The organism is Metapseudomonas boanensis (genome assembly GCF_042232855.1).
GTDB lineage: Bacteria > Pseudomonadota > Gammaproteobacteria > Pseudomonadales > Pseudomonadaceae > Metapseudomonas > Metapseudomonas boanensis.
Map to the genome: position 1 here is coordinate 3365088 of NZ_CP113889.1, position 20159 is coordinate 3385246.

22 protein-coding genes are annotated in these 20159 nt (G+C 62.1%); 4 read left to right on the forward strand and 18 right to left on the reverse strand.

Annotated features, from left to right (window positions below; genetic code table 11):
- Positions 1 to 118: 118 nt before the first annotated feature.
- From OXH74_RS15650 to OXH74_RS15675, 6 genes are all read right to left on the reverse strand, one after another.
- A complete protein-coding gene (locus tag OXH74_RS15650; protein WP_375737802.1) occupies positions 119 to 772 on the reverse strand; it encodes an HAD family hydrolase in 654 nt (217 codons plus the stop codon).
- Positions 772 to 1761 carry an ABC transporter ATP-binding protein gene (locus OXH74_RS15655; protein WP_375737803.1) on the reverse strand — a complete coding sequence of 330 codons (990 nt, stop codon included), beginning with the start codon at positions 1759 to 1761 and terminating at the stop codon, positions 772 to 774. The genes OXH74_RS15650 and OXH74_RS15655 overlap by 1 nt, the downstream gene beginning before the upstream one ends.
- Entirely contained in the window at positions 1758 to 2555 is a 798-nt protein-coding gene (locus tag OXH74_RS15660) for an ABC transporter permease (protein ID WP_375737804.1), read from the reverse strand. Before OXH74_RS15660 ends, OXH74_RS15655 begins: the two co-directional genes overlap by 4 nt.
- The gene (locus tag OXH74_RS15665) at positions 2542 to 3384 is read right to left on the reverse strand and encodes an ABC transporter permease (RefSeq protein ID WP_375737805.1); all 843 of its coding nucleotides are present in this window, start codon (positions 3382 to 3384) and stop codon (positions 2542 to 2544) included. Before OXH74_RS15665 ends, OXH74_RS15660 begins: the two co-directional genes overlap by 14 nt.
- On the reverse strand, positions 3381 to 4187 hold the full coding sequence (locus OXH74_RS15670; protein WP_375737806.1) for an alkaline phosphatase family protein: 807 nt from the start codon (positions 4185 to 4187) through the stop codon (positions 3381 to 3383). The genes OXH74_RS15665 and OXH74_RS15670 overlap by 4 nt, the downstream gene beginning before the upstream one ends.
- Positions 4188 to 4340: 153 nt before the next feature.
- Positions 4341 to 5399, reverse strand: a complete 1059-nt coding sequence (locus OXH74_RS15675; RefSeq protein WP_375737807.1) for an ABC transporter substrate-binding protein — start codon at positions 5397 to 5399, stop codon at positions 4341 to 4343.
- A 298-nt stretch (positions 5400 to 5697) separates the two neighbouring features.
- On the opposite strand from OXH74_RS15675, the gene OXH74_RS15680 reads away from it, so the two are divergent.
- Positions 5698 to 6411 carry a UTRA domain-containing protein gene (locus OXH74_RS15680; protein ID WP_375737808.1) on the forward strand — a complete coding sequence of 238 codons (714 nt, stop codon included), beginning with the start codon at positions 5698 to 5700 and terminating at the stop codon, positions 6409 to 6411.
- A 196-nt stretch (positions 6412 to 6607) separates the two neighbouring features.
- Here OXH74_RS15680 and lpcA read toward each other — a convergent pair whose 3' ends face one another.
- From lpcA to minC, 7 genes are all read right to left on the reverse strand, one after another.
- Complete coding sequence (lpcA, locus tag OXH74_RS15685) at positions 6608 to 7195, reverse strand: D-sedoheptulose 7-phosphate isomerase (RefSeq protein WP_375737809.1); 588 nt, start codon at positions 7193 to 7195, stop codon at positions 6608 to 6610.
- 13 nt (positions 7196 to 7208) lie between these two features.
- Positions 7209 to 8498: a M18 family aminopeptidase gene (locus OXH74_RS15690; RefSeq protein WP_375737810.1), complete on the reverse strand. Its 1290-nt coding sequence runs from the start codon at positions 8496 to 8498 to the stop codon at positions 7209 to 7211.
- A gap of 121 nt (positions 8499 to 8619) precedes the next feature.
- The gene (locus OXH74_RS15695; protein WP_375737811.1) at positions 8620 to 9195 is read right to left on the reverse strand and encodes a class I SAM-dependent methyltransferase; all 576 of its coding nucleotides are present in this window, start codon (positions 9193 to 9195) and stop codon (positions 8620 to 8622) included.
- Positions 9196 to 9239: 44 nt separating this feature from the next.
- Positions 9240 to 9875: an RluA family pseudouridine synthase gene (locus tag OXH74_RS15700; RefSeq protein WP_215376506.1), complete on the reverse strand. Its 636-nt coding sequence runs from the start codon at positions 9873 to 9875 to the stop codon at positions 9240 to 9242.
- 58 nt (positions 9876 to 9933) lie between these two features.
- Complete coding sequence (minE, locus tag OXH74_RS15705) at positions 9934 to 10188, reverse strand: cell division topological specificity factor MinE (protein ID WP_120652640.1); 255 nt, start codon at positions 10186 to 10188, stop codon at positions 9934 to 9936.
- Positions 10185 to 11000 carry a septum site-determining protein MinD gene (gene minD / locus OXH74_RS15710; RefSeq protein ID WP_215376503.1) on the reverse strand — a complete coding sequence of 272 codons (816 nt, stop codon included), beginning with the start codon at positions 10998 to 11000 and terminating at the stop codon, positions 10185 to 10187. The genes minE and minD overlap by 4 nt, the downstream gene beginning before the upstream one ends.
- 100 nt (positions 11001 to 11100) lie before the next feature.
- A complete protein-coding gene (minC, locus tag OXH74_RS15715; RefSeq protein WP_375737812.1) occupies positions 11101 to 11850 on the reverse strand; it encodes a septum site-determining protein MinC in 750 nt (249 codons plus the stop codon).
- Between the two features lie 138 nt (positions 11851 to 11988).
- On the opposite strand from minC, the gene OXH74_RS15720 reads away from it, so the two are divergent.
- Entirely contained in the window at positions 11989 to 12909 is a 921-nt protein-coding gene (locus OXH74_RS15720) for a lipid A biosynthesis lauroyl acyltransferase (RefSeq protein ID WP_375737813.1), read from the forward strand.
- A 35-nt stretch (positions 12910 to 12944) separates the two neighbouring features.
- Positions 12945 to 14147, forward strand: a complete 1203-nt coding sequence (locus OXH74_RS15725) for a patatin-like phospholipase family protein (RefSeq protein WP_375737814.1) — start codon at positions 12945 to 12947, stop codon at positions 14145 to 14147.
- On the opposite strand, the gene OXH74_RS15730 is transcribed toward OXH74_RS15725, so the two are convergent.
- From OXH74_RS15730 to OXH74_RS15740, 3 genes are all read right to left on the reverse strand, one after another.
- Positions 14144 to 14992: a pirin family protein gene (locus OXH74_RS15730; protein ID WP_375737815.1), complete on the reverse strand. Its 849-nt coding sequence runs from the start codon at positions 14990 to 14992 to the stop codon at positions 14144 to 14146. The two genes, OXH74_RS15725 and OXH74_RS15730, sit on opposite strands and share 4 nt — an antisense overlap.
- A gap of 226 nt (positions 14993 to 15218) precedes the next feature.
- Positions 15219 to 15986, reverse strand: coding sequence for a VacJ family lipoprotein (locus OXH74_RS15735; RefSeq protein WP_375737816.1), 768 nt, complete (start codon positions 15984 to 15986; stop codon positions 15219 to 15221).
- On the reverse strand, positions 15979 to 17268 hold the full coding sequence (locus OXH74_RS15740) for a serine/threonine protein kinase (protein ID WP_375737817.1): 1290 nt from the start codon (positions 17266 to 17268) through the stop codon (positions 15979 to 15981). The genes OXH74_RS15735 and OXH74_RS15740 overlap by 8 nt, the downstream gene beginning before the upstream one ends.
- Before the next feature lie 259 nt (positions 17269 to 17527).
- On the opposite strand from OXH74_RS15740, the gene OXH74_RS15745 reads away from it, so the two are divergent.
- The gene (locus OXH74_RS15745; RefSeq protein WP_375737818.1) at positions 17528 to 17920 is read left to right on the forward strand and encodes a hypothetical protein; all 393 of its coding nucleotides are present in this window, start codon (positions 17528 to 17530) and stop codon (positions 17918 to 17920) included.
- A gap of 145 nt (positions 17921 to 18065) precedes the next feature.
- Here OXH74_RS15745 and OXH74_RS15750 read toward each other — a convergent pair whose 3' ends face one another.
- Together OXH74_RS15750 and OXH74_RS15755 are read right to left on the reverse strand one after the other, a co-directional pair.
- Positions 18066 to 19616, reverse strand: a complete 1551-nt coding sequence (locus OXH74_RS15750; protein WP_375737819.1) for a beta (1-6) glucans synthase — start codon at positions 19614 to 19616, stop codon at positions 18066 to 18068.
- A gap of 146 nt (positions 19617 to 19762) precedes the next feature.
- On the reverse strand, positions 19763 to 19987 hold the full coding sequence (locus OXH74_RS15755; protein WP_375737820.1) for a DUF2061 domain-containing protein: 225 nt from the start codon (positions 19985 to 19987) through the stop codon (positions 19763 to 19765).
- Positions 19988 to 20159 lie beyond the last annotated feature (172 nt).

Sequence of the window (20159 nt, forward strand, 5' to 3'; positions counted from 1 at the left end):
CTCTCCCTTTGGGAGAGGGGGCGGCGGTGTGGGATGTTGAGCCCAGCTCGGTAACTCGGGCGGAGTTGCGGTCTATTTCGCGAGTGAGTTCGCTTCTGTTGAGGAGGTATGGACGGCCTCAGCGCCAGCTCAGCACCGGCCAGCCTGCCCCCTCTGCGTGGGCTCGCAGGGTCGGATCCGGATTGACCACGCGGGGGTGAGGGACCTGGGTAAGCAGCGGCAGGTCGTTGCGCGAGTCAGAGTAGAAGTGGGCACCGTCCAGACTTTCGCCATGTTCCTCCAGCCAGGCCTGCAGGCGTGTCACTTTGCCGTCGCGGTAGGTGAGCACACCGCGCGTACGGCCGCTATAACAACCGTGCTGTTCTTCCAGCTCGATCGCCAGGACCTCTTCAACTCCCAGGCGTTCGGCGATGGCGCTGACCAGGAAATGTGCGGAGGCGGAGATGATCAGCAGGCGGTCGCCATCCTCCCGGTGCCGGGCCAGGCAGCGTGTGGCATCGGAATGGATCAGTGGTTCGATCACGTCTTCAACGAAGGGGCCGACGACGAACTCCACTTCTTCCGCGGTGCGCCCCACCAGTGGTGCCAGGCTGAAAGCCATGTAGTCTTCCATCGCCAGCTTGCCTTCAGCGTAGAGCGCCATGAGTTCGGTGTCCTTGCGCACGAAGGATTCGCCGTCGACCCAACCCAGATTGGCCATATGCTGGCTCCATAGGCTCGCGCAGTCGCCGTCGATCAGGGTGTCGTCAAGGTCGAAGATTGCCAGGGCCATCAGGCCACCTCCCGAATTGCATGGTCGTCGATACGCAGGCCGATGCGTTGGCCTTTGCGGTGCAGATCATCGGCGGATCGATTGAGAACGTCCACCACCAGTTCTACACCCCGGGCCGAAACGCGATAGCGGATGACATTGCCCAGCAGGCTGTGGCTGCGTACTTCCGCCTCTATACCACCTTCATGGCTGATGACGATGGCCTCCGGACGGATTGCGATGCGCCCATTGACCGGGCGAGCCAGCAGGCGGCTGGCGCTGTCGGCATCGAGCAGGTTGTAGTTGCCGATGAATCCGGCGGCGAAGGCATCCACTGGTGCGGTGTAGAGCGTTTCCGCGTCGCCGCTCTGGACGATGCGCCCAGCGTTCATCAGGAAGATGCGGTCGGAGAGGGTCAGCGCCTCTTCCTGATCGTGGGTAACGAAGATGGTGGTCAGTCCCAGTTCCTGCTGGATATGGCGGATCTGCTCGCGCAGGTGCTTGCGGATACGCGCATCCAGTGCCGACAACGGTTCGTCGAGCAGCAGCAAGCGTGGGCGGGTGACCAGCGAGCGAGCCAGGGCCACGCGCTGGCACTGGCCGCCTGAAAGTTGATGGGGGTAGCGCTCGGCGAAGTCGGTCAACTCCACCATGGCCAGGACTTCGTCGACGCGGCGCTTGCTGTCGGCGGCGGAAGCTTTCTGCATGCGCAGGCCGAAGGCGACGTTCTGCTGCACCGTCATATTAGGGAACAGCGCGTAGCTCTGGAACACCATGCCGATGCCGCGCTTCTGCGGCGACAGCGGAACCAGGTCCTGGCCATCCAGGAGGATTTGCCCGCCGTTGACCTCGGTGAGTCCGGCGATGCAGCGCAACAGGGTGGACTTGCCGCAACCCGAGGGCCCGAGCAGGGTGACGAACTCGCCCTTGCTGATTTCGCAATGGATGTCGCTGAAGATGGAGGTCTGGCCGTAGCTTTTATGCAGACCGCGAATGGAAAGGAAACTCATGCCTTGTCCTTGTTCAAACGGTTGGCTGCCCAAGTGAACAGCAGCACGAAAAAGAAATAGGAGATCACCAGCGCGCTGTTGAAGTGGCCGCTGCTGTTGCGCATGTTGTTCAGGTAAACCTGCAGCGTTTCGTAGCGCGTGCCCACCAGCAGGTTGGCGAAGACGAACTCGCCGAACAGGAAGGAGAACGACAGGAACAGCGACACCATCAGGCCATTGCGCAGGTTCGGCAGCACCACCAGGAAAGCAGCCTTCCAGGTGCTGGCGCCCAGTAGCTGAGCGGCGTCCATCAGGTCGCGCAGGTTGATCGCCTGCAGGTTGTTGGTAATGGCGCGGTACATGAATGGCAGGGCGACAGTGAAGTAGCAGCCAATCAGGATCCAGGGCGTGCCGACCATCGCCAGGGGGCCGGAGCCGTAGACTTGAAGCAGCCCTACAGAAGACACCACCGGCGGCACGGCGAAGGGCAGCAGGATGAGGATGTTCATCAGGCCGTCGAGCTTGGGGAAGTGGTAGTTCACCACGAACAATAGCGGCAGGATCAGCACCACCGACAGCAGCAATGCACTAAAACACACCAGCAGCGATTGGCCGAAGGCGCTGAGGAAACGCGCATCGCTCCACAGCGCGAGGTACCACTTGAAGGTCAGGCCGTCCGGCAACAGGGTCGCTGACCAACTGGTGGACAGCGAGTAGAGCAGGGTGCCGAGCAGTGGCAGCAGCAGGATCAGGAACAGCAGGTAGACCACCACGCGATGGTAGAGGCCGCCACTACGAGGCTCAGCGCGCGACATGGTAGCTCCTCTTCAGCAGCCACTGGTGCACCACGGTAATCAGCACCATCAGCCCCACCAGCACCATCGCCAGGGCGCTGGCCATGTTCGGGTCGAGGAAGATGTCGCCGGCAACCATGGCGGCGATACGGATAGTCAGCACATTGAAGTTGCCGGTAGTCAGGGCGTAGACCGTGGCGTAGGCGCCCAGGGCATTGGCCAGCAGGATGATGAAGGTGCCCAGCAGCGCCGGCGTCAGCACTGGCAAGCCGATGAAGCGCCAGAATTGCCAGGTGCCCGCGCCCAGTAGCTCGGCCGATTCACGCCAGTCTTCGCGCAGCGCATCGAAGGCCGGGTAGAGCAGCAACACTCCGAGGGGAATCTGGAAATAGGTATAGAGCACGATCAGGCCGGTCTTGGAGTAGAGGTTGAAGTCCTCGATCAGGCCCGATTGCTTGAGCAGGATGGTCAGTGCTCCGTTGAAACCGAGCAGGATGATGAAGGCGAAGGCCAGCGGCACCCCGGCGAAGTTGCTTGTCATGTTGGAAAAGGCCATGACGAAATCGCGCAGCTTCGAGTCTACCTTGCGCAGCGAATAGCTGCCGATCACCGCGATGACGATGCCGATCAGGCTCGACCAGAAGGCGATCTGCAGGCTGTGCTTGATCGCCTGAAGATAGAACTTCGAGCTGAATACCTTGGCGAAATTGCCTAGTCCCCAGCCGTCTGCAGTGTTCAGGCTGTGGATGGCCACCCAGGCCAGGGGCGCGATCTGGAAGGCGAAGAAGAACAGGGCAAAGGGCAGCAGACAGAGTACGGCCAGCCACTTGCCCCGATTGGCGGAGTTCACAGCAGCAGCTCCTGGCAGATGGGTTTGTCGTGGGGTATGCCGAGCAGCTCGCAGATGGTGCCGCACAGCTCCACTTGCCTGGGTTGTGCCGTGGCATCCAGGCTGAACGCCGAACCGAGGACGAACAGCGGCACTTCACGCTCCTCGCGCAACAGGCCGTTGTGCGTACGGTCGTCGTTCATACCGTGGTCGGCGGTCACCAGCACTTGGTAATCGGCGTCCAGCCAGCGCTGCAGGTACTCGGCCAGGAGGATATCGGCGACCCGCGCGCTGTTGCGGTACTGCGGTGTGTTCAGGCCGTGCTTGTGGCCGGCGTCGTCGATGTTCATCGGGTGTACCAGCAGGAAGTCCGGCGAGTACCGCACGCGCAGGCTCTCGGCATCGGCGAACAGGTGCGAATCCGGGTAATGGTCCGCGTAGTAGAAATGGCCGTGCTGGATCGGTAGGTCCGGCGCCTCGGTGTGGCGGTCGCGGGCGGCGTCGAACGGCGAGCGGTTATACAACTCGCTGACCCAGTGGTACGCGGCTGCCGCGGTGCTGCCACCTGCCTCGGCGGCGTAGTGGAAGACGCTGCGCTGCGTCGAAAGCCGCGAGACATTGTTGTGGACGATGCCGCTCTCGATCGGCGGTACGCCCGTGAGGATACATTCGTACAGTGGACGGGACAGCGCCGGCAGCTCGCATTCGAGCTTGTAAAGCGCAGCGCGGCCAGCGGAACAGTAAGCCTGCAGGTGGCCCAGCGCATGCCGGGCAACCTCGTAGTTCAGGCCATCCAGCAACACCAGGATGACTTTCTGGTTCATCTAATCAGCCTCAGAAGTTGTTCAAGCTCTGAGCGAGCGCAGCTCAGGCAAGGCGAACACGGGCGGGGAGGCGGGGTTTACGTCTGTAAATGAGCATTCCGAGCCCGTGTTCAACGCGGTATGAGCAAGCGCAGCCAGAGATTGGGCGACTTCTTATTCCATCTCGATGATCACGTGCTCTTGCCACAGCTGCGGCAGCGCCTTGGAGGTGTTCTCCCAGGCCTTGGCATCCTTGATCGGCTGGACCTTGGCGTACTGCTCGTTAGGCAGCAGCTTGGCCTGGACCTCGGTCGGCAGCTTCAGGTGCTCGGCGCGGATCGGTCGGGCATTGCCCTTGGCCAGATTGATCTGCCCGGCGTCGCTGAAGATGTACTCGCGGGCCAGCTTGGCGGCATTGGGGTTCTTCGCGTACTTGTTGATGATGGTCGTATAGCCGGAGATCACCGAACCGTCGGAGGGAATCAGCACCTCGAAGCGACTGGGGTCGATCTGGTCGCGGTAGGAAAGGCCGTTGAAATCCCAGACGATGCCCACCTCCACCTCACCCTTCTCCAGGGTCTGGATGGTCGGATTGGACAGCGACAGGCGGCCTTGCTTGGCGATATCGGCGAAGAAGGCCAGGCCAGGCTGGATGTTTTGCTCGTTACCGCCATTGGCGATGGCGGCGGCCAGCACGCCATTGACGGCCTGAGCAGCAGCGCTGACGTCGCCGATGGACACCTTGTACTTGCCGTTCTTCAGCTCGGCCCAGGATTTCGGTGCTTCTTTCACCAACTGCTTGTTCACGATGAAGGCGATGGAGCCGGTGTAGGCCAGCATCCAGTGGCCGTCCGGGTCCTTCGCCCAGTCAGGGATCTGGGCCCAGGTGCTGGGTTTGTAAGGTTGGGTCACGCCCTGCTGAACGGCGATGGGGCCGAAGGCCGCGCCAACATCGCCGATGTCTGCGGTGGCATTGTCCTTCTCTGCGGCGAACTTGGCGATTTCCTGGGCTGAGCTCATGTCGGTGTCGATGTGCTTCAGACCGTAGAGCTTGGCGAGGTCCGCCCAGGTATCCTTCCAGTTGGCCCAACTGTCGGGCATGCCTACGCTGTTGACGGCACCTTCCTGGCGCGCGGCTTGTTCAAGACTCTTCAGATCTGCATCGCTTGCCATGGCCTGGGTCCCCAGGGCGATGGCCGTTCCCATCAGTGAAGCCAGCAACAGGCGTTTCATGTGAAGCTCCTTAGCAGGTTTTGAGGTTGGTCTAGATCAGCAAGACCCAGGCCAAATCTAAAAGCCGTGGATGACGGTTTGATGGCAGTGCCGCCACCCGATTCGGCAAGTGCAGACGATAGAAAAGCGTAGACCATGGCCCGACGGGCGGTATTCGGGTGTCGTTGCCAGCCATGGCATGGCGCGTGCACGTGGGCTGACTGTCATCCCTCAGTCATCTAGGCTGCCTAGGATGGCCGGCAATGCCGGTTCTCATGCACCTCGATGGTGCTGGTCTATTCCAGATTGGAGTTTTTCGATGCGCGACGAGGCACCCCGCCCCCTGACCGCCATCTGCAATGCCCTGCAGGAGCAGATCGCCCATGGACTGCTGCCGCAGGGCGGCAAGCTACCGGCTGAGCGCAAGCTGAGTGAGCTGTTCGACACCACCCGCATCACGCTGCGTGAGGCGCTCGGGCAGTTGGAAGCGCAGGGGCTGATCTATCGCGAGGAGCGCCGTGGCTGGTTCGTTTCACCGCCGCGCCTGGCCTACAACCCCCTGATCCGCAGCCACTTCCACGCCATGGTCGCGGAGCAGGGGCGAGTGCCGGCCACGGAAGTGCTGGGGGCTAGGTTGATTCCGGCCAGTGTGGAAATCTGCGAACTGCTGGAGTTGCCGGCGTTGTCCAGCGTGTATCAGATCCGTCGAGCGCGGCGGGTGGACGGTCGTTTGGTCCTCTACGTCGAGCATTACCTCAATCCGGCCTATTTTCCGGGGATCATCGACTTCGACCTGACTCAATCACTGACCGACCTTTACGCCAGCGGGTACGGGATTCATTACGGGCGTGTACGGTTCGACATGGTGCCGACGGCACTGCACCCGGAAGCCGCTGCGCCATTGAAGGTTTCAGCCGGTAGCCCGGCGCTACGCATTACCCGAATCAATCGCGACCAGCATGGCCGGCTGATCGATTGCGATCTGGAGTACTGGCGGCACGATGCCATCCATGTGAGCGTCGAGGTGGCCTAGCGCAGTTGGCCAACCTCGGGTCAGCTTGGTGAGGGAATCCGCTCCTGCAGGTACAGCACAAAGGCTCGGCTCCGGGCGGAATCCGCCTCTCCCTTTGGGAGAGGGTTGAGGTGAGGGATGCTGTGCCTGGCTCTGTGTCTAGAGGGGCAGACCTGAGGTCTGCTTAGCGAAAGAATTCGCCCCCACAAGGAAATCTCTAGAGATAGTTCTGCGGACTGAGCTTGCGCTCGATCAGTTCGATCAGGATATGCAGCACCTTGATGTGCAACTCCTGCACGCGGTCGGCGTAGTCGCCGCCGGGGGCGCAGATGCACACGTCGGCCAGCGCTTCCAGCACCGAGCCGGGCTTTCCGGTCAGGGCTACGACCTTGACGCCCAGGCCTCGCGCCGCTTCCGCGGCTTTCACCACGTTGGGGCTCTTGCCGCTGGTGCTGATGGCGATCAGCACATCACCCGCGCGTCCGTGGGACTCAATGTAGCGAGAGAAGATGTGGTCGTAGCCGAAATCGTTGGCGACGCAGCTGATGTGGCTGGCGTCGCTGATGGAGATGGCGGCGATGCCGGGGCGGTTCTTGCGGTAGCGACCGGTCAGCTCCTCGGCGAAATGCATGGCATCGCACATCGAGCCACCGTTACCGCAGGAAAATGCCCGGCCCTTGTTCTCGAAACTCTCGACCAGCAGCTGCGCCGCACGCTCGACGTTCCGCAGGGCGTCTTCGTTGGCGATGAAGTTGTCCAGAGCGGCCCTGGCTTCCTCCAGGCTGTTGCGGATATGGCTGAGCATGCGGGCGTCCTTTTCAGGGCAGGTCGTGGCTGGAATAGAAGGCGGTCAGAACCTTCACCAGGTGAGCCAGGTCATGGCTGCCAGCGAGCTCGCGAATCGAGTGCATGGCAAAGGTCGGCAGGCCGATATCGACGGTCCGGATGCCAAGCTGGCTAGCGGTGATGGGGCCGATAGTCGAGCCACAGCCCATGTCGCTGCGGGTGACGAAGCTCTGCACCGGTACTTCGTTTTCCAGGCACAGGTGGCGGAAGAAGCCAGCGGTCTCGCTGTTGGTGGCATAGCGCTGGTTGCTGTTGACCTTGATCACCGGCCCGGCATTCAGCTTGGGACCATGGTTGCTGTCGTGCTTGTCGGCGTAGTTGGGGTGTACGCCGTGGGCGTTGTCGGCCGAGACCAGCAGCGAGCGCTGGACGATGCGGACGAAGGCATCGCCCTCGGGCAGCAGGCGACGCAGGACTTGCTCCAGCATCGGGCCGTCGGCGCCGCAGGCGGAGCAAGAGCCGACTTCTTCGTGGTCGGTGCAAACCAATACGCAACTTTCATCGGCCTCCGCGGCCAGCAGGGCCTGCAGGCCTGCGTAGCAGGACAGCAGGTTATCCAGGCGTGCGCCGGCAATGAAGTCGCTCCCCAGACCAATTACAGCGGCGCTCTGCGTGTCGTAGAGGCTCAGTTCGAAATCCAGCACGGCATCCGCGACGACACCGTGTTCCAAGGTCAACTGCTCGGCGAGCAGGTCACGGAAGTCGCGAGTTTCGCCGGCGGCGAGTTGGGCCAGGATTGGCGGCAGCTCGGTCTGGGCGTTGATCGGCCAGCCCTGGTTGGCATCCCGGTTGAGGTGGATAGCCAGGTTCGGGATCACCGCGATAGGCGTCTGGAAGTCGATCAGTTGGCTTTCCACCATGCCTGCGGCGCGGTAGGTGACACGTCCGGCCAGTGACAGGTCACGGTCGAACCAGGGGGCCAGCAAGGCGCCACCGTAGACTTCGACACCCAATTGCCAGAAGCCTTGCTTATGCAGTTCGGGGTTCGGCTTGACTCGCAGGCAGGGGCTGTCAGTGTGCGCACCGACCAGGCGCAGGCCGCCTTCGAGGACGGAGCGTTTGCCCAGCTTCACAGCAATCAGCGAGGAGTCATTGCGGGTGATGTAATAACGGCCACCACTTTCGACGCGCCAAGCCTCACGTTCGTCGAGACGCACGTAGCCGGCGGCCTCAAGGCGCTGGGCCAGGCTGCGAGTGGCGTGGAACGGGGTGGGCGAGGCCTTGAGGAAATCGATCAGGCCTTGGTTCAACTCTTCGCGCATTAGGGGGCTCCGGACAGCAGTGGCCGGAGTTTATCCCATCGGGCTTGGGTAATAGGAGGGCAACGGGCGGTGAATTTTCGCTAAGGGCTTGATAGGTCAGGCATGATTCGGCTCGCTTCGCCTATTTGCTGCGTGCCACCACCGAAAACAGGTGCCAATGCTTGTTTCGACCCTTGGCGGTGACACCATCTTCTTCCTTTTCCTCCAGCATCATTACCTCCCAGTCCGCCAGCAGGTGTTCGAGTTGCTGACGGCGCAGGATGGTGATGCCGTTGTTGGCCCAGTCATCCCGCTCGCCGAGGAGGTGGCCGGCAAACAGTCCGCCCTCGGCCAGGGCCCGATGAATGGCGTGCCACAGGTCGGGAAAGGCGGCCGGAGGGCAGAGCGGCAGGGCAAAACTGGCGTTGATCAGGTCAGCGGCCGGCAGTGGCAGCGCCTCGAAGCGGCAGCAGAGGCTCTGCAGCCTGGAGCGATGCTGGTCGTCGAGCTGTGCTTCGAGGCGTGCCAGTGCCTCCGCTTCGGCGTCCACGGCCAAGACGTGCCAGCCGCGCCGAAGCAGTTCGAGGGTATCGCGGCCGGCGCCACAGCCTAGGTCCAGAGCGTATCCCGGAGGTCCGTCCCAGAGCTCCAGGGCAGTCAGCAGTGTGTAGCGGGGCGGCTGCCCCTGGGTCGCGTGGTAGTAATCGCTGAAGCTCATGCACGGCTTCCTCGGAAGGACGGTGCTTTTCTTCTCAGCCTAGGTCAGAACGGCGCCGGGCATTCGAAGCGTAGGCGGTCACCCGTCTGCGGGTGCGTCAGACACAACAGGCTGGCATGCAGGCACAGCCGCTCGTGGGCGGCCAAGGCTTCGGGGTTGGCGTAGAGGCGGTCGCCAAGCAGGGGATGGCCGATGGACAGCATGTGTACGCGCAACTGATGCGAGCGACCGGTGATCGGGGTCAGTTCGACGCGGCTGTAATGCCCGCAACGTTCGACCACCCGCCAGAAGGTCAGGGCATGGCGGCCATGCTCGAAGTCTACGACATGGCGCGGTTTGGTTGGCGGGTCGTACCGCAGGGGGAGCTCGATGCGCCCGCTGTCGAGCTCTGGCTCGCCCCAGCACAGTGCGGTGTAGGCTTTCTCCGTCTCGCGGTCATGGAACTGGCGGGACAGTTCGCGATGGCTGTCAGCGTCGCGAGCCAGCACGATGAGGCCGGAGGTTTCCCAGTCCAGGCGGTGGACGATGCGCGCCTCCGGGTAGCCGTTTTCCTGCAGGCGGGTAATCAGGCAGTCCTTGTTGTCATCGGCGCGCCCAGGCACCGAAAGGAGCAGCGTGGGTTTGTTGACTACCAGCAGGGCGTCGTCCTGATGGACGAACTCGATTTGGGAAAGCGGCATTGACGGTATCCAAAAACGCCGACGGCGGCCGAAGCCGCCGCCGTCAATTCCTGCAGGATCAACGATCAGGCAGGGTGATGTTCAGCTCGAGAATGGAGCAGCTGCCCTGGTTCTCCAGCATGACCTGGACTTGTTCCTGATCGATGTTGACGTACTTGCGTATCACATCCACCAGATCCTTCTGCAGGGCAGGCAGGTAGTCCGGCTGGCTGCGCTGACCACGTTCGTGGGCAACGATGATCTGGAGTCGTTCCTTAGCGATCGAAGCGCTGTTCTGCTTCTTCCGCTCGCGAAAGAAGTCGAAAATGTTCATTCACGGCCTCCAAACAGGCGTTGTAAGAATCCTTTCTTCTGCACGTCGAGGAAACGATGGGGCAGTTCCTTGCCGAGCAGACGATCGACGGCATCGCTGTACGCCTGGCCGGCGTCACTCTGATCGTCGAGAATGACCGGAACGCCCTGGTTGGAGGCTTTGAGCACCGCCTGGGATTCCGGGATGACACCGAGCAGGTTGATGGCGAGGATTTCCTCGACGTCTTCGACCCCGAGCATCTCGCCCTTGGTCACGCGCTCTGGGTTGTAACGGGTCAGCAGCAAGCGCTCCTTGATCGGATCCTCGCCCTGTTCGGCGCGACGCGACTTGCTGGCCAACAGGCCGAGCATACGGTCCGAGTCACGGACCGAGGAGACTTCCGGGTTGGTCACGACGATCGCCTCATCGGCGTAGTACATGGCCAGGTGGGCGCCTTTCTCGATACCGGCTGGCGAGTCGCAAACCACGTATTCGAAGTTCTGGGAGAGCTCGGCAATGACCTTGCCGACGCCTTCGAGGGTCAGGGCGTCCTTGTCCCGGGTCTGGCTGGCAGCCAGGACGTAAAGGTTCTCAAGGCGCTTGTCCTTGATCAGGGCCTGGGTGAGGGTGGCTTCGCCATTGATGACGTTGACGAAGTCATACACCACGCGACGTTCGCAACCCATGATCAGGTCCAGATTACGCAGGCCGACGTCGAAGTCGACGATGACGGTCTTGTGACCGCGCAGAGCGAGACCGGTACCTAAGGCGGCGCTGGTGGTGGTTTTACCCACTCCACCCTTGCCGGACGTGACAACGAGGATCTTGGCCAAGGTGATTCACCCCAAAAAAATAAGAAAATCGGGAACTTAATGGCCGATTTCGGCCGCCTGGATTCCCTTTCAGGTCCCTGAAAATTCGCGGCAGTATCCGTTAAAGACGGGTGATGTTCAACACGTCACCCGACAGGCTGACTTGTACTTGTTGACCCCAGAGCGGGTCGCGTCGGAGGTCCTCCGCGACCTTGTACTGACCGGCCACCGAAACCAGTTCGGCGGCCAGTTGCTGACAGAAGATACGCGCTTTGGCATCGCCTTTGATACCCGCCAGCGCACGACCGCGCATCGGGCCGTAAACATGGATGTTGCCATCGGCGAGAAGTTCCGCCCCTGGGCTGACTGCCGCCAGCACCACCAGGTCGCCGCCAGGTGCATAGATCTGCTGGCCGCCACGAACTGGGGTGGTGATGATGCGGGTTGGCTGGACGGTAGGCTCCAGCGGCTTTTCCACCGGCTTTTCCACCTTTTTCCTGGCCGTGGGTTCAACCGGGTCGATGGGACGTTCGCGGGCGCCGGAGGGCGGCAGCACCGGGATATCCAGGGCATCGGCGGCGGCGATGTGCTCGACGCGGCTGGCGCGCACGGCGAGGGTGCGCAGACCGTGACGGCGGCAGACATCCAGCAGGGCCGGGAGGTCAAGGGCGAGCGCTCCGTCCGGCAGCTTGTCCAGGGCCATTACCAGGGGGGTGTTCTGGAAGAAGTTCGGGGCCTGGGCGACTTTTTCGTCCAGTTGCCGATCCAGGCGTTCGAGGTCGTAGTGGGCCAGTTCCATCACGGTGATGGCGAGCATGCTGCCCTTGAGCTGGAACACTGGGTCTTGGTCGAGAAGGTCGGCTTGGCTCATGGTTTGCCTGCAGTCTTGAATGGCGAGGACTTATAGCGAGATCAACCGGCGCTCGCAAGCTGACCAGCTTGGTTGGCGGGTCGAGCATTGGGCATTTCTAGTAGAATGCGCGGTTTTCTCGCTTAAGCGGATTTAGAGATGGATAGACCTCGTTTTCGCCCACAGTTCCTGCATCCGCGTTTTTGGGCGCTGTGGCTAGGGCTGGGCGTGCTCTGGCTGGTGACGATGCTGCCATACTCCATGCAGCTGCGCTTTGGCCGTGTGCTGGGCACGCTGATGCTGTGGGTGGCCGGATCGCGGCGCAAGATTACCCGACGGAACCTGGAGTTGTGCTTCCCGGAGCTGTCCAATGCTGAGCGCGAGCAACTGCTCCGCGAGAATTTCGCTTCCATGGGCATCGCCTTCTTCGAGATGGCTATGAGTTGGTGGTGGCCCAAGGCACGCCTCGCCAGGCTTTCGCACATCGAGGGGTTGGAGCATTTGCGTCAGGCTCAGGCGGAGGGGCAGGGCGTGATTCTCATGGCGCTGCACTTCACGACCCTCGAGATCGGCGCAGCCCTGCTGGGCCAGGTGCATACCATCGATGGCATGTACCGCGAGCACAAGAATCCCTTGTTCGATTACGTCCAGCGCCGTGGCCGCGAGCGCCACAATCTGGATGCCACCGCGATCGAGCGCGAGGATGTGCGCGCCATGCTCAAGGTGCTGCGGGCCGGACGTGCGATCTGGTACGCCCCGGACCAGGATTACGGACGCAAGCAGAGCATTTTCGTGCCGCTGTTCGGCATTGAGGCGGCCACCGTCACGGCCACCACCAAGTTCGCCCGGCTGGGCCGCGCCCGCGTGCTGCCTTTTACCCAACAGCGCTTGGCTGACGGCTCGGGCTACCGGCTGGTGATCCATCCGCCGCTGGCGGATTTCCCGGGTGATACGGAGGAAGAAGACTGTCTGCGTATCAATCGCTGGGTGGAAGGTTCCGTACGTGAATGCCCTGAGCAATACCTCTGGGCCCATCGTCGCTTCAAGACGCGTCCTGAAGGCGCGCCGAAGCTCTACTGAACCCTATACTCGCGAATAGTCACCGGAGTTCGTCCATGCAGCCAACCCCCGCCGCCCAGCAGCCCGTCACCGGGCTGATCCTTTCCGGCGGTGGTGCGCGAGCGGCCTATCAGGTCGGTGTGCTCGGGGCGATAGCGGACCTGTTGCCCGACGCTGCGGCCAATCCGTTCCCGGTGATCGTCGGCACCTCCGCCGGGGCGGTCAATGCCGTCGGCCTGGCTTGTGGCGCACTGCATTTCAGCCAGGCGGTGCGTCGATTGAATGCGGTCTGGCAGGGCTTCCACTGCGGGCAAATCTATCGCAGCGATTGGCCAGGCGTGCTGCGCCAGAGCTCCCGCTTCGTCGCTCACAGCCTGCTGGGGCTGGGCGGAGATATTCCCGTTGCCCTGCTGGACAGCGCTCCGTTGCGCGAGCTGCTGCGGCGCGAACTGGACTTTTCCGGTATCTCTGCCGCCGTGCGAAACCGCAATCTACGTGCGGTAGCGGTGACGGCATTCGGCTACGAATCCGGACAGGCGGTCACTTTTTACCAAGGCCGCGCCACCATCAATCCCTGGTTCCGCCATCGTCGTGTCGGGGTGCCGACGCGTCTGGGGCTGGAGCACCTGATGGCCAGTTCGGCCATTCCGCTACTATTCCCGGCTGTACGCCTCAATCGTGAGTACTTCGGTGATGGCGCAGTGCGCCAGACCGCGCCTATCAGCCCAGCGCTGCACCTTGGCGCGAGCCGGGTGCTGGTTGTGGGTGTAAGCGGCAATCCGCTGGGCGACGAGACCAACCGCGGGGTAGCCAGGCCGCAAGGAGGGCGACCACCAACCTTGGCGCAGATCGGGGGGCATCTACTCAACAGTACCTTCATCGATAACCTGGAAGGCGACATCGAGCTGTTGGAACGGATCAACCTCATGAGCCAGGCGATACCGAGCGAGGGACGCCCTCGCCACCTGAGTTCGGAGCAGGTGGAGGTGCTGATCGTCTCACCGAGCCGGCCCCTGGACGAAATCGCGGCCCGTCACCGCCGGGAAATGCCCCGGGCAATCCGGACCTTCCTGCGCGGGCCTGGGGCGACCCGCGCCAGTGGTGCGGGGGTGCTGAGCTACCTGTTGTTCGAGCCTGGCTACTGCAGCGAGCTGATCGAACTGGGCTATCAGGATGCAATGGCCCAGAGGGCCGAGCTGCAGCGCTTCCTTGGCCTCGAGCTGGCACCGTCCCATCCGCTGACGGTGCCCGCTACCTAGGACGCGAGCCGTCCGTCGCGATAGTCGCGCAAGGCCTGCTCGATCTCTTCACGACTGTTCATCACGAAGGGGCCATATTGCACGATGGGCTCGCCCAGCGGACGGCCAGCCAGCAACAAGACCCTGGCACCGGAAGCGGATGCCAACTCCAGCACGCCCGTATCGGACAGGCGAACCAGGCGACCTTTGCCCACGGGATTGCCATTGACTTGCACCTCCCCCTCGTAAACGTAGAGCATGACGCGCAGGCCATCGGCCAGCAGCGGGGCGACCTGTCCGTTGGCGGGCAGTTCCAGATCGAAGATGTGCGGCTCGGTGTGTGGGCGTTGCACAGCGCCTGGTTGGTGCACTTGGCCATCGTCAAAGCGCCCGGCGATCACCAGGGCCTGGACGCCGGCTGCTGTGCGCACGCGGGGGATTTCAGCCGAGTCGAAATCGCGGTAACCGGGGTCGCCCATCTTGTCCTTGGCGGGCAGGTTGAGCCAGATCTGGAAGCCGCGCATCACGCCTTCTTCTTGTTCCGGCATCTCGCTGTGGATGATGCCGCGCGCGGCGGTCATCCACTGCACGCCACCATTTTCCAGCAGGCCCTGATTGCCCAGGTGGTCTTCATGGCGCATGCGGCCTTCAAGCATGTAGGTGATGGTTTCGAAACCGCGATGGGGATGAGACGGAAAACCGGCGACATAGTCGTCCGGGTTGGCCGAGCCAAACTCATCGAGCATCAGAAAAGGGTCGAAGCGCGGCACGCCCTGCTCGGCGAAAACACGTATCAGGTTGACTCCGGCACCGTCCGAAGCCGGTTGGCCGGGACGCTGTTCGAGAATCTGACGATAGCTGCTCATTTGGACCTCCTGGGGTGGAATGAGCGCGATGCTACGCGTATGGATTGAATGGATGTTGCCTGATTTTGCGTTGTTTAGATCGATGGATTAGATGTTTTCCACTCTATTTGGGGGCGAATTCATTCACTGCGCAGACCTGATGCCTGTCGGTGAAGCCCCAGGGACCGCGTTGCCGCCCTTTGCGAATGAACGCCCACCCAAGCTACGAACTAAAGTGCTGCACCGTTCACTCCGCAATCTGCAGCTTGCGGGACTGGGTGTAGACGTAGCGGATCTTCTCGTATTCGAACGGCGAGTTGAGCTGCCCGTAACGGAAGTTGGTGGTGTGGCGTTTGTCCACCATGCGCAATGCCGTGACTTCCGGGTGGGCGCTGCTTACCTCGGGCACATTGAGGAAGTTGATCTGGCTGTCGGCCACGAAGTCGACCGCCAGGCCTCCGGTATCACGCAGGTTGGATGGGCCGAGGATCGGCAGCATCAGGTATGGGCCATCGCCTACGCCGTAATAGCCCAGGGTCTGGCCGAAGTCTTCGTTCTGCTTGGGCAGGCCGATCCGCGTTGCCGGGTCCCACAGGCCGGCCACGCCAACGGTGGTGTTGAGTAACAACCGTCCGCTGACCTCCAGGGAGCGTTTACCCTTGAGCTGCAGCATGCTGTTGAGCAGGTTCGGTACGTCCCCGAGGTTACTGAAGAAGTTGCTCACGCCACTGCGGACGAAACCTGGGGTGACATAGCGATAGCCGTTGACCACCGGCAGGAACACCCATTCATCGAAGCGGTAGTTGAAGTGGTAGACGCTGCGGTTCCAGGACTCCAGCGGGTCATAGACGTCTAGTGCATCCAGGGTCGAGCGCTCGAATTCGCGCTGGTCCAACCCTGGGTTGAACTTGAGGTCCTTGAGCGGCTGGGTGAAGCCGTCCTGGTCGGTCTCATGCTGGGCTTGGGCGAGGCCGCTGGCCAGCAGCAGGGCAAGGAGGAGTGCTTTCTTAGCCACGGAAGAACTCCAGCATGGCGTCGCCGTTGACGCGATAGTTGAGGTTGCCGCAGTGCCCGCCATGGGGGAAAACGGTTAGCCGGTCACCCAAGGTGCGGCGCAGGTAGCCCAGGTCTCCCGGACCGAGGATCAGGTCGTCGGCGTTATGCATCACGGCGATCTTGTTGTTCTGTTTGAGGTAATCGGTCAGGGCGTAGAGGCTGACCTGCTGGATCAACTGATTCAAGCTGCCGCCGTCGTAGCGGGCACGCCAGAACGGAATCAGTTGCTCGGTGATGTAGCAGTCGAAATCGCATTGCAGGGCCCGTTCGTAGAAGGGCGTCAGGTTGGTGCGTTCATTGATCGGGAATCCGACTGGCGTGATCAGGCCGCGCCTATTGATCAGGTCCGAGGTGAAGGCGATGTCGGAGGAAGAGAAGCGGAACGCCGTGCCGATCAGCATCGCCATCTGTTCATTGGACAGCCGCTGCCTGGACTCCTGGAAGTCGAACAGCAGCGCGTCGTTCAGGTCGATGTAGCCCTTCTGCTGGAAGTAGCGAGTGAGTTTGCCGAGCACGAGCTGGTAAAACGTGGTGTTGTCGGTCACCCCCCTGACATTGGTTTGTACCAGTCGGTCCAGGTTGGTGATCGAGGTATAGAGATTCACCGGTGGATTGAGCAGCAGCACCCGCTTGAAGTTGAAGCTGCGGCGGGTTTCGTCCAGGTGGCTGACGAAGGCGGCGTCCAGCGCACCCAGGCTGTAGCCCGTCAGATAGAAGTCCGTGATCGGCAACTTCGGGTGCTGTGCTCGAACCGCCTGCATGACCCGGTAAAGGTCGTCGGCATCCTCGGTTGAGAGCCCTGGTGTGGCATGGCGCGAGGCTGCCGCCATGAAATCATAGCTGCTGGGCGATGAGAGCTGGACGACGTGGTAGCCGGCACCATAGAACAGCTTCTTCAGGTACTCGGCGTGGCTGCTGTCGTAGCGCCCGCCGGTGCCGGCAATGACGAAGATCAGCGGTGCCGGATGGTCCTGTCTGGCCAGCCGGTAGCGCAGTTTCTTCACCGGCCAGAAGTTGTCGGGCAGCTCGCGCTCCGGGCGCAGCTTGAGGTCATAGTCGGTCTGGTCGACGTCATTGTCGGCGGGCAGCGTTGAGCGCAGGTCCGGCGGCGTCGTCGCGATGGTCGCTTCGAACGGGTTGGTGATCGGAAAACCGTAGGTCTTGGCATCCACGTCTGCGGCCAGTGCTTGAGCGCAGAGGATCAGGCTACCCAGCAGGGCGGCGAGGCGAAGGCGGAGCATAGGAAAGGTCCCTGTTCAGTGTCTGCGGAGGCTTGGCCGAGGTGGCGGGCTCCATCCACTCCCCGGGTATGCCAAGTCAGGAGCCGGGAGCGCGCTCCTTATAAAAGCGCGTCATGAGTGAATACCGAGCCTATGACAACTGCAAGGCCTGTGAGTGCGGGCCGTACGTCAGGCCAGCGATGGCCTAATGGACGCAAGGCCCTTGCATAAGGCGGTCGGGGGATTATCCTTGGTGCCGCTTCCCTATTCGGAGAGAACCATGTCCAGCCGTTCGTCCCTCATCCTGCTGCTGATCCTGCTGCCGCTCTGGCTAGCGGCCAGCTACGGGGTCCGTTTCGCCCTGATGGAGGATGGCCAGTGGGTCGGCCTCTGCGTCGACCAGGCACAGCGCTGGGAATGCCAGGTGCGTGCCGGCCTCGGCCTGCTGATCCATTTCCGCATAATCGCCTGGATCAGCCTGGGCGCCGCCCTTGCCGCCTTCTTCGTACCCGGTCGCACCGGCTGGGGCCTGGCCCTGCTGGCCCTGTTGTTCGCGCTGCCGGCCCTGGTGCTCTACACCGCCAGCCTCGCTGTATTCGCCAGTGTCATTGCCGGCTTGCGCCTGGTTCGCCAGCCGCAGTCACAGACAGAGCCCGTGGCAGTGAATGCCTGAGCTTGAGTAAATGAAAAAGGACGCGTTGAGCGTCCTTTTTTGTTTGTGAGAGTGGATAGGGAAGATATCGCTTTTCATATCCCCCATCGCGGCAGGCCCAACTCCGATGGTGGGTCGATAGCGTGATCCACCTTACGACCATTCCTCAATCCCTGACCCGCAGGCTACGCCACAGCGCCGCCAGCAGCAGCGTGCTGACCAGGGCCCAGCCAATTGCCTGCAGGTTACCCAGGGTTTCCTGATAAAGCTGCGGCGCGATGCCGGCGCCAATCAGTGTGGCGAGCAGGGCGATTTCGCGGCGCGGAGCAGGCACCGGGCGGCACAGATAGACCAGCGCCGGCAGCAGGAGCGCAGCGCTCGGGAAGCTGCGATAGCGGGCGTCGAACACCAGCGCCAGCATCAGCACGGCACCGGCAAAGCCACTGGCCAGCAACCACCAGGCACCACGGACTTCAAGCCAGGCGAACAGGCGGCTGCGCAATCCACCCTGGGCCGACAGCGCCAGGGCGCCGTGGGCCAGGACCAGCAGGTTGAGGCCAACCAGGAAGGCGGCCCACAGCCACTCACCGACGAAGCGGCTGGTGACTCGTGCCAGCTCCCCCCAGAGGCCTATGCACGCGGCACCAATGGCAGCCAGCAGCGGCAACAGCAGGGCGGCGCGAGTTGAAGCAGGGCGGCCTGCCAGGAGTAGGGTGGCGAGGAAGGTCAGGCCGGAAACACCCAGCCACATCAGCCAGTTGGGCAGATTGCTCACGGGGCCGGCGAGTACGCCTTTTTCCTGGCGATCGGCGTCGAACAGACCCCAATAGCCGCCAACTGCGCCCTCGCTCTCGCGTTTCCAGGGTTGGTCGAACGCTTCGATCAGGTTGTAGCGCCAGCCATTCTCTTCAGCCATTGCGACGAAGCCGCGGATGAACTTGGCCTCGTTGACACGGCTCGGCAGTGCCGTTTCACGTTGGCGACCTTCGCTCGGCCAGCCGGTTTCACCAATGAAGATGTCCTTGGGCGCAAACCGGTTGCCGAATACCTGGCGGATCTCGGCGACATGACGCAGCGCCTGGTCGATCCCAGCAGGATCATCTTCCCAGTAGGGCAGCAGGTGGATGGTAAGGAAATCTACCGCTGGGGCCACTTCCGGGTGCTGCAGCCAGAATTCCCAGACGTCGGCATAGGTGACCGGCTGTTTGACCTGGCCTTTCACCTGGCCGATCAGTTTGGCCAGCTGAGCGCCGGTGACTTCCTTGCGTAGTAGTGTCTCGTTGCCGACGATCACCGACTCCACCACGTCCGGGTTGGCATTGGCGGCCTTGATCAGTGCATCGATTTCCTTTGCGGTGTCCACCGGGTTGCCGTTCACCCAGGCACCCAGCATCAGTTTAAGTCCATGCTTGCGCGCCAGTTCGGGGATGGCCTCGAGACCCGTCATCGAGTAAGTGCGCACGCAGTGGAAACGAGTGGCCAGCAAGGCAAGGTCGGCGTCCATGCGTTCGGGGCGCAGCACGAACGGCTGGTCGAACGGCGACTGGTCCTTGTCGAACGGGCTGTAGGACGCGCATTGCAGCTTATGGCTTGGCGTAGCGGCATCTGGCAGGATCACCGGCTTGCCCAGCCCGTACCAAAGGCCACTCAAGGCCAGCAGCGCGAGGACGACGGAAAACAGGTAGGGGAGTGCAGGAAAACGGGCGTTCTGACTCATGGTTAAGGGCGCTTGAATGTCGGCAAAGCCGCGCATCTTAGCGGATTCAGCGATCCTATAGGAGCGAGCTTGCGGGCGAATGGGAACACTTGGCCATTGAGAGCTGGCTCGTTCCGTTTTCTTGTACGCCTGATCCGTCGGAAGCCTCAAGCGCGATGGTGCAACCAGGCGTGCTTGGGGATCTCCTGGTGCGGCTTGTCACCCGTCTCGAAACGCTTCCAGATCCTCTCGTGGAAATAGAAGCCCACCGAGTTGCATAGCGGCTCGACCGCTGCGACCAGTCCGCCGACGGCGACGCTGCCGGTCAATGCGTAGGCCACGCTGAACGCAATGCAGAAGTGCAGGAGGGTGAAGGTCACGGTCTTGAGCATGGCGCACCTCGGTTATGAGAATGATTATTCGATGTGCTCAGGCTAGAGATCGCGGTTGATACAGGGAAATATCAATCGAGGATGATTCTGATAGATTTACTAAATGATTCTTCTACGACCTTGGTCGAGAAAGGCCCGCTGCTACGACTAAGGTCGTCTGTTGCCCTTGCAT

Coding starts and splice junctions, on each gene's coding strand:
- OXH74_RS15650 (WP_375737802.1), bottom strand. CDS start 772: ATGGCCCTGGCAATCTTCGACCTTGACGACACCCTGATCGACGGCGAC.
- OXH74_RS15655 (WP_375737803.1), bottom strand. CDS start 1,761: ATGAGTTTCCTTTCCATTCGCGGTCTGCATAAAAGCTACGGCCAGACC.
- OXH74_RS15660 (WP_375737804.1), bottom strand. CDS start 2,555: ATGTCGCGCGCTGAGCCTCGTAGTGGCGGCCTCTACCATCGCGTGGTG.
- OXH74_RS15670 (WP_375737806.1), bottom strand. CDS start 4,187: ATGAACCAGAAAGTCATCCTGGTGTTGCTGGATGGCCTGAACTACGAG.
- OXH74_RS15675 (WP_375737807.1), bottom strand. CDS start 5,399: ATGAAACGCCTGTTGCTGGCTTCACTGATGGGAACGGCCATCGCCCTG.
- OXH74_RS15680 (WP_375737808.1), top strand. CDS start 5,698: ATGCGCGACGAGGCACCCCGCCCCCTGACCGCCATCTGCAATGCCCTG.
- lpcA (WP_375737809.1), bottom strand. CDS start 7,195: ATGCTCAGCCATATCCGCAACAGCCTGGAGGAAGCCAGGGCCGCTCTG.
- OXH74_RS15690 (WP_375737810.1), bottom strand. CDS start 8,498: ATGCGCGAAGAGTTGAACCAAGGCCTGATCGATTTCCTCAAGGCCTCG.
- OXH74_RS15695 (WP_375737811.1), bottom strand. CDS start 9,195: ATGAGCTTCAGCGATTACTACCACGCGACCCAGGGGCAGCCGCCCCGC.
- OXH74_RS15700 (WP_215376506.1), bottom strand. CDS start 9,875: ATGCCGCTTTCCCAAATCGAGTTCGTCCATCAGGACGACGCCCTGCTG.
- minE (WP_120652640.1), bottom strand. CDS start 10,188: ATGAACATTTTCGACTTCTTTCGCGAGCGGAAGAAGCAGAACAGCGCT.
- minC (WP_375737812.1), bottom strand. CDS start 11,850: ATGAGCCAAGCCGACCTTCTCGACCAAGACCCAGTGTTCCAGCTCAAG.
- OXH74_RS15720 (WP_375737813.1), top strand. CDS start 11,989: ATGGATAGACCTCGTTTTCGCCCACAGTTCCTGCATCCGCGTTTTTGG.
- OXH74_RS15725 (WP_375737814.1), top strand. CDS start 12,945: ATGCAGCCAACCCCCGCCGCCCAGCAGCCCGTCACCGGGCTGATCCTT.
- OXH74_RS15730 (WP_375737815.1), bottom strand. CDS start 14,992: ATGAGCAGCTATCGTCAGATTCTCGAACAGCGTCCCGGCCAACCGGCT.
- OXH74_RS15740 (WP_375737817.1), bottom strand. CDS start 17,268: ATGCTCCGCCTTCGCCTCGCCGCCCTGCTGGGTAGCCTGATCCTCTGC.
- OXH74_RS15745 (WP_375737818.1), top strand. CDS start 17,528: ATGTCCAGCCGTTCGTCCCTCATCCTGCTGCTGATCCTGCTGCCGCTC.
- OXH74_RS15750 (WP_375737819.1), bottom strand. CDS start 19,616: ATGAGTCAGAACGCCCGTTTTCCTGCACTCCCCTACCTGTTTTCCGTC.
- OXH74_RS15755 (WP_375737820.1), bottom strand. CDS start 19,987: ATGCTCAAGACCGTGACCTTCACCCTCCTGCACTTCTGCATTGCGTTC.